Origin of the sequence: Pseudomonas sp. GW531-T4, from assembly GCF_017349615.1 — a bacterium.
GTDB lineage: Bacteria > Pseudomonadota > Gammaproteobacteria > Pseudomonadales > Pseudomonadaceae > Aquipseudomonas > Aquipseudomonas chlororaphis_I.
Window position 1 is genome coordinate 1 of sequence record NZ_JACMZT010000081.1, and the last position, 7,847, is coordinate 7,847.

Sequence of the window (7,847 nt, forward strand, 5' to 3'; positions counted from 1 at the left end):
AGATCTACGGGCAATCCCTGCCCTACGACTCTCGGGCTACGGCCTCAACGCTCGTGCAGCGCCTCGGCGCGAGCGCGGATGATCGGCTTGAGCAGGTAGCTGAGCACGCTTTTCTTGCCGGTGATGATGTCCACCGAGGCGACCATGCCGGGGATGATCAGCAACGGCTTCTCATCGGTGCCCAGGTGGCTGCGGTCGGTGCGCAGCTTGATCACGTAGTAGGTGGTCTTCTTGTCTTCGTCGGTGATGGTGTCGGCGCCGATCTGTTCCAGCTTGGCCTTCAGGCCGCCGTAGATGGTGTAGTCATAGGCGGTGAACTTGACCACGGCTTCCTGCCCCGGGTGCAGGAAGGCGATGTCCTGCGGGCGGATCTTCGCTTCCACCAGCAGGGTGTCGTCCAGCGGCACGATCTCCACCATGTCGCTGCCCGGCTGGATCACGCCGCCGATGGTGTTGACCATCAGTTGCTTGACGATACCGCGCACCGGCGAGGTGACCAGGGTCCGGCTGACCCGGTCTTCCAGGGCCTTGCCGGTGGCGCTGGCCTTGTTCAGTTCGGTGCGGGCCTCGTTGAGTTGGGTCAGGGCTTCGCTGCGGAATTTGCCGCGGGTTTCGTCGATCTTGCGCTGGACTTCCTTGATCGCCGACTCGGCACGGGGGATCGCCAGGGTGGTGGCGTCCAGTTGCCCGCGGGTCTCGACTTCGGCGCGCTTGAGCCGCAGCACTTCCACCGGCGACACCGCGCCCTGGGCCACCAATGGCTCGGACATGGCGATTTCCTGGCGTTGCAGGCCCAGTTGCTGGCGGTACTGCGCCTGCTTGGAGGTGAACTCGCGCAGTTCCTGCTGCTTCTGGATCAGTTGTTCCTGCAGGCCGCCGACTTCATCGTGCAACTGCTGGCGGCGGCTTTCATACAGGGACTTCTCGCTGGCGGCCTGGCCGGGCGCGGCCTCCAGGGCATCGGCCGGGAAGTTCAGCTCGCGGTTGTCGATCTCCGCGCTCAGGCGCTCGACCCGCAGCAACATCGACAACCGGTCGGCCTCGGTCTCGCCGACGTTGGACTTGAAGCGCGTGTCGTCCAGGCGGATCAGCGGCGCGCCGGCCTCGACGATCTGCCCTTCCTTGACGAACAGTTCGGAGACGATACCGCCTTCCAGGTTCTGGATTTTCTGCACCTTGGACGACGGGATCGCCTTGCCCTCACCCTTGGTCACTTCGTCGATCACCGCGAAGTTGGCCCACAGCAGCAGGAACAGGAAGAAACCGATGATGCCCCAGATGGTCAGGCGGATAACCCGCGGCGCATCTTCGATCAGCGCCTTGTTGACCTCGGGCAGGGGTTGGTCGTGTAGCGATTCGGTGCCTTTGAAGTAGCGCAGGATCGAGTCTTTGATGGAGCTGGTCATCAGTTATTTCCTGTACCGCGTTGTCGCCTGAAAGCGTGCGAGGCAAGGCGCAGTCCGCTGGTAATGGTTTCTCCCTTGCCAAGGACTGCAACGCAGCCTCGCACGCTTTCAGGCACAACCCGAAGGGCCGGGCCTGGTTTTGCGCAGGGCTGCGTTACTCGTCGTTTATTTGGAACAACCAAACCACACTCCTCGCGCCTTGCCCTGCGCAAAACCAGGCTCCGGCGCGGCACAGGAAATAACTGATGACCAGCTCCGGACTTAAGCAACACTGATCTGCCCCTTCTTCAACGCTTCCATCACGACCGCTTTCGGTCCATCGGCGAGGATCTGCCCGCGGTCGATCACCAGCAGGCGATCCACCAGCGACAGCAGCGAGGCACGGTGGGTGACCAGCACTACGGTCTTGGCTTCCACCACGGCTTGCAGGCGTTGTTTCAAGCGTTCTTCACCGGTGTTGTCCATGGCGCTGGTCGGTTCGTCGAGCAGCAGGATAGGTGGGTTGAGCAGCAGGGCCCGGGCCAGGGCGACGTTCTGCCGCTGGCCGCCGGAGAGGTTCTGCCCGCGCTCGCCGACCTGCAGTTCGTAGCCCTGCGGGTGCAGCCGGGCGAACTCATGAACGCCGGCCAGTTCGGCGGCCTGCAGCACCAGTTCGTCTTCGACATAACGGGCGCCGGAGGTCAGGTTGTCGCGCAGGGTGCCGGCCAGCAGCTGGATGTCCTGGGCCACATAACCGATGTTGTGGCGCAATTCGCTGACGTCGATCTGCCGGATGTCCACACCGTCCACCAGCAAGGCGCCGGAGTCCGGGGTATACAGGCCCACCAGCAGCTTGGCCAGGGAGCTCTTGCCCGAGCCGCTGCGGCCGATGATGCCGATCTTCTCGCCCGGCTTGATCACCAGGTTGATGTTCTTCAGCGCCGGGTTCTGCTGCCCCGGGTAGGTGAAATTCAGCTGCCGGCATTCGATGGCGCCCTGCAGCACGTTGCGGCTCAGGGGGCGCTCGTCGAAGTTGCGCTCCTGGGGCAGCTCCATCATCTGGTCGACCGAGGTCATGGTCACCCGCGCCTGCTGGTAGCGGGTCAGCAGGCCGGACAACGAGGCCAGCGGGCTGAGGGCGCGACCGCTGAGCATGTAGCAGGCGATCAGCCCGCCCATGCTGAGGTTGCCGTCGATGATCTGGTACACGCCGAAGACGATCATGATCACCCCGGCCAGTTGCTGGATCAGCAGGGTGATGTTCATCGCCAGGCTGGAGAGCATCTTCACCCGCAGCTCGAGGCGGCCCAGGGTGCCGATGGTCTGCTCCCACTGGTACTGGCGTTCGCTTTCGGCGTTGTTGACCTTCACCGCATCCAGCCCGGCCAGGGTCTCGATCAGGCTCGACTGGCGCTCGGCGCCCAGGGCCATGGTTTTTTCCATGGTGGCGATCAGCGGTTTCTGCAGCGCGTAGCCGATGCCCAGGGCGATCGGGAAGGCCAGCACCGGGATCCACACCAGGTGCCCGCCGAGGATGGCGATCACCAGGAAGATCAGCAGGGTGAACGGCAGGTCGATCAGGCTGGTGAGCGTCAGCGAGGCGAGGAAGTCGCGCAGGCTCTGGAACTCGTGGATGTTCTGGGCAAAGCTGCCGACCCGCGCCGGCCGGTACTTCATGGCCATGCCGACGATGCGCTCGAACAGCGTGGCCGAGATGATCAGGTCGGTCTTCTTGCCGGCCAGGTCCAGGCACAGGCTGCGCAGGCTCTTGAGGATCAGGTCGAACAGGTAGGCGCCGGTGATGCCGATGGCCAGCACCCACAGGGTGGCGGCGGCCTGGTTCGGGACCACGCGGTCGTAGACGTTCATCACGAACAGCGGCGCGGCCATGGCGATGACGTTGATCAGCAGGCTGGCGGCGATGGCGTCGGCGTACAGCCAGCGCGAACGCTTCAAGGTGTCGCGGAACCAGGAGCGGGCGCGGGGAATCAGCGAGCCATGGTTGACGTCGAACTTGTGTTGCGGCTGGGCGAAGAACACTTGCCCGCTGTAATCGTCGGCCAGCATCTGGCGACTGACGCTGACCTCGCCGCCGTCGCTCTCACTGAGCAGCAGGCGGGCCTTGTCTTCGCCCAGCCAGCCGAGCAGGACGGCGCTGCGGCCGTCCTTGAGCAAGAGCATGGCTGGCATGGCGATGGCAGGAATCTGCTCCAGCTTGCGCCGCAGCAGGCGCCCCTGCAGGCCGGCGCGAGCGGCGGCGCGCGGCAGCAGCTCGGCGCTCAGGCGCTGGGACGGCAACGGCAGGCCAGTGGTCAGCATCGCCGCGCTGGCCGGCTTCTGGTGCAGAGAGCACAGGGTTAGCAGGGCATCCAGCAGCGGGTCGTCATGCATGCCGCGTGGATCATGGCTAAGTTGCACTCGACTGACTTCTGATTCCACGCTCGGCACTCTTTAACTGTCTATTGGATGAAATGTACTCAATTCATCCCAGGCAGTTGGACCTTGGGCTTCACATCGTTCTGCACGACTGAAGCCATGGGTGCGACCACTCCCTGGCTCTTGAGCAATTCGCCCATGGTCGCCTTGATTCGATATTGAGTAAATAACTGAATGTTCTTGATTTCCGCCAACCGACGCGAGGCGGTGAACAGTTCATTCTCGCTATCGAGCAAGTCGAGCAAGGTGCGCTCGCCCAGACTGAATTGCTTCTGATACGCCTCACGCACGCTGGCGCTGCGATCGACATATTGCTGGGCGATCGGCACTTGCGCATTGGCGTTGTTCAAGGCGTTCCACGCCAAGCCTAGCTCCTCATTCAGAACTCGCAGGGCGTTGTTACGAATATCCAGCGCCTGGTTGGACTGATAGGCCTTGGACTCCAGGTCGGCCTTGTTGCTGCCGCCGGCGAACAGGTTGAAGCGCATGCGCAGCATGGCCTGCCATTCGTTGTTGTGGCCGTCGATGCCGTCCAGGTTGTTGTCGGCGGTACGCCCAAGCTCGGCATCGAAGCGCGGGTAGAAGGTCGACTTGGCGGCTTCGTACTGCTTCTCGGCGGCGACGATGTCGGATTCGGCCGAACGCAGGATCGGGCTGTTTTCCAGCATCTGGTGCCGGGCTTCGTCGAGGGTGGCCGGCAGCAGGGCCATGAAGCCGACCGGGCGCTCCAGCTGGTCCGGCATCTGGCCGACGGCGCTGAGGTAGTTGGTCTGGGCATCGGCCAGGTTGGTCTGTTCGGTGATCAGGTTGTTGCGCGCCTGGGCCATGCGCGCTTCCGCCTGGTCGAGGTCGGCGCGGCTGCCGACGCCGCGCTGGGTGCGCAGCTGGATCTGATCGTAGATGCGCTCGTGATTGCGCATGTTGTCTTCGGCCAGGCGCACGAACTCGCGCCGGGTCAGCACATCCAGGTACACCTGGGCCACGGTCAGCGCGGTGCGCTCGGAAGTGCCCAGCAACGAGTACGCCCGGGAATTGACGGTGGCTTGTTGACGCCCGACCTCACTGGAGGTGGCAAAACCGTCAAAAACCATTTGTTGGAGACGTAAACTTGACTCGCTGCGGTTCAGCGTCTCCCAGTGATTGCTCGATCCTGCACGAGTGGTCGGGCTGTCGGTGCCTTCACGACCATAACCGCCCAGCAAATCGACCCGCGGCAAATAGCCGCCCTTGGCTGCTTTTAGCTGGTAATCGGCTGCCAGGCGGCTGTTCACCGCGGCCTGGATTTCCGGATGGACATCCAGTGCTTTCTGCATGGCTTCAGGCAGGGTTTGTGCTTGGACAAAACTGGCGGCAAGTAAGAAGGGTAAGGCTTTGAACAACTGCGGACGCATAGAGGAGGTTCCCAGGACTTCTTGTCCCAAATCACAGCAAAACGAGGTGCTGCATCGGATGATGGCAACCGGAATGACCGTATATCGGAAAGTTCAAACCATGAACTGGATCACACACTTTTAGACAGGTCGCCGCATGAATATCAATGTGACATTACCTTGACGATTGTTTAGGATGACACTCAGAAGGTCAATAGTTTGGCATATGGTTAATAGCAAAAAAATATAGCCAATTTATTGACAAGCATTCGCGTCAAAATCACGTGTTTCTACACTCTGAAGAACGTCCAGACTGCGTCGGCGTATGCCTGTCAGGAACATGGAAGTCTACTGAACGGTACCCCCCGGAGAATCCTCAATGAGCAGTGTTGTTGCTACCGTCAAAAGCATTGTTGGCCAAGTTTTCGTCGTATCCCCTGAAGGGGTTCGCCGCGTACTCGTTGAGGGTGATCGCCTGTATGTAGGCGACCAGGTCGATACCGGCCTGTCGGGCGCCGTCAGCCTGGAGCTGGCCGATGGCCGGACCCTGGACCTGGGCCGTGAGACGCAATGGAGCGGCAGCGCTCCAGACTCCAGCACCGACCTGGCCGAGGCCGCCGAGCAGGCTGCGCCGTCCGTCGCTGAGCTGCAGCAGGCAATCGTCGCCGGCGCGGACCCGACCACCGAGCTGGAAGCCACCGCGGCCGGCCCGACCGCCGCGGGTACCGGCGGCGCTGCTGGCGGCGGCCACAGCTTCGTGATGCTCGACGCCACCGCGGGCCGGGTCGACCCGACCATCGGCTTCCCGACTGCGGGTCTCGGTGCGGCGGGCACCGCAGCGCAAAACACCACCGGCGCGCTGACCACCAATGACAACAGCGCCACCAGCGAGATCCTGCGCGACTCGACCCTGACCCTGAGCGCAACCCCCTCCATTACCGAGGCCGGCGGCGTACTGGTGTACACCGCCACGCTGACCCAGGCACCACTGACCGGCCTGACCATCACCTTGTCCAACGGCTCGGTGATCGTGATTCCGGCCGGGCAACTGACCGGCACCGTCAACGTTCCGCTGGCACCGAACGACACCGTCTACAACGACCCGAAACAGATCAGCGTGGGCGTCACCGGCACCACCGGCGGCGGTGGCCTGGTCGTGACTGTCGACCCGACGCCAGCCGTCACCCAGGTCACGGACACCGTGGACACCACCACCGTGACCCTGACCGCGGGCTCCAGCGTGACCGAGGGTGGCCAGATCACCTATACCGCGACCCTGACCAACCCGGCGCAGACCCCGGTCACCGTGACCTTGTCCAACGGTTCGACCATCACCATCGACGCCGGACAGACCGTCGGCACCGTGGTAGTCGATACCCCACCGAACGATGTCTACAACAATGGCAGCACCGTCAGCACCAGCATTACCGGCGCCAGCGGCGGCAACTTCGAGAACCTGGTGCCGAACCCGACACCGGCGGTGACCACCATCACCGACTCGCCGGACACCACCGGCCTGACCCTGACCGCCAACGGTACCGTCGTCGAAGGTGGCCAGATCACCTACACCGCGACCCTGACCAATCCGGCCCAGACCCCGGTCACCGTGACCCTGTCCAATGGCTCGATCATCACCATCGACGCCGGCCGGACCGTCGGCACCGTCGTGGTCGATACCCCGGCCAACGACGTCTACAACAACGGCAGCACGGTCAGCACCAGCATTACCGGCACCACCGGCGGCAACTTCGAGAACCTGGTGCCAAACACCACGCCAGCGGTGACCACCATCACCGACTCGCCGGACGCCACCGGCCTGACCCTGTCGGCCACCGGTACCGTCGTGGAAGGTGGCCAGATCACCTACACCGCGACCCTGACCAACCCGGCCCAGACCCCGGTCACCGTGACCCTGTCCAACGGTTCGACCATCACCATCGACGCCGGTAAAACCACCGGCACCGCGGTAGTCGATACCCCGGCCAACGACGTCTACAACAACGGCAGCACGGTCAGCACCAGCATTACTGGCGCCACCGGAGGCAACTTCGAGAACCTGGTACCGAGCACCACGCCGGCACAAACCACCGTGACCGACTCGGTGGACAACACCGGCCTGAGCCTGACCGCCACCGGCAGCGTTGTGGAAGGCGGCCAGATCACCTACACCGCGACCCTGACCAACCCGGCGCAGACCCCGGTTACCGTGACCCTGTCCAACGGCTCGACCATCGTGATCGAGGCCGGCAAAACCGTCGGCACCCTGGTGGTCGATACCCCGGCCAATGACGTTTACAACAACGGCAGCACGGTCAGCACCAGCATTACCGGCGCCACCGGCGGCAACTTCGAACAACTGACGCCCGACACCACGCCGGCGCAGACCACCATCACCGACTCCGTGGACGACACCGGCCTGAGCCTGTCGGCCAGCGGCTCGGTCGCCGAAGGCGGCTCGATCGTCTACACCGCCACCCTGACCAACCCGGCCGGCACGCCGGTCACCGTGACCCTGAGCAACGGAGCGGTGATCACCATCGCCGCCGGCGCGACCACCGGTTCGGTGAGCGTTGCAGCGCCTGCCGACGACGTCTACAAGGACGCCGGCAAGGTCGAAGCGACCATCCAGGACGCCACTGGCGGCAACTTCGAGAAT

Annotated in this window: 4 protein-coding genes; 1 reads left to right on the forward strand and 3 read right to left on the reverse strand. The window is 63.5% G+C overall.

Going from position 1 to position 7,847, the window contains the following annotated elements; genetic code table 11:
* Positions 1-44 precede the first annotated feature (44 nt).
* The 3 genes from J4D28_RS30175 to J4D28_RS30185 all read right to left on the reverse strand — a co-directional run bounded on the left by J4D28_RS30175 (position 45) and on the right by J4D28_RS30185 (position 5,212).
* A complete protein-coding gene (locus J4D28_RS30175; protein WP_009046327.1) occupies positions 45-1,406 on the reverse strand; it encodes an HlyD family type I secretion periplasmic adaptor subunit in 1,362 nt (453 codons plus the stop codon).
* A gap of 261 nt (positions 1,407-1,667) precedes the next feature.
* Entirely contained in the window at positions 1,668-3,824 is a 2,157-nt protein-coding gene (locus J4D28_RS30180) for a type I secretion system permease/ATPase (protein ID WP_009046326.1), read from the reverse strand.
* 38 nt (positions 3,825-3,862) lie between these two features.
* Entirely contained in the window at positions 3,863-5,212 is a 1,350-nt protein-coding gene (locus J4D28_RS30185; RefSeq protein WP_009046325.1) for a TolC family outer membrane protein, read from the reverse strand.
* A gap of 358 nt (positions 5,213-5,570) precedes the next feature.
* Here J4D28_RS30185 and J4D28_RS30190 point away from each other — a divergent pair.
* On the forward strand, positions 5,571-7,847 hold a 2,277-nt coding region (locus tag J4D28_RS30190), incomplete at its 3' end, for a retention module-containing protein (RefSeq protein WP_207246522.1).

Bases quoted from the DNA above. Each gene is read 5' to 3' on its own strand.
- J4D28_RS30175 (WP_009046327.1), bottom strand. From the start codon at position 1,406: ATGACCAGCTCCATCAAAGACTCGATCCTGCGCTACTTCAAAGGCACC.
- J4D28_RS30185 (WP_009046325.1), bottom strand. From the start codon at position 5,212: ATGCGTCCGCAGTTGTTCAAAGCCTTACCCTTCTTACTTGCCGCCAGT.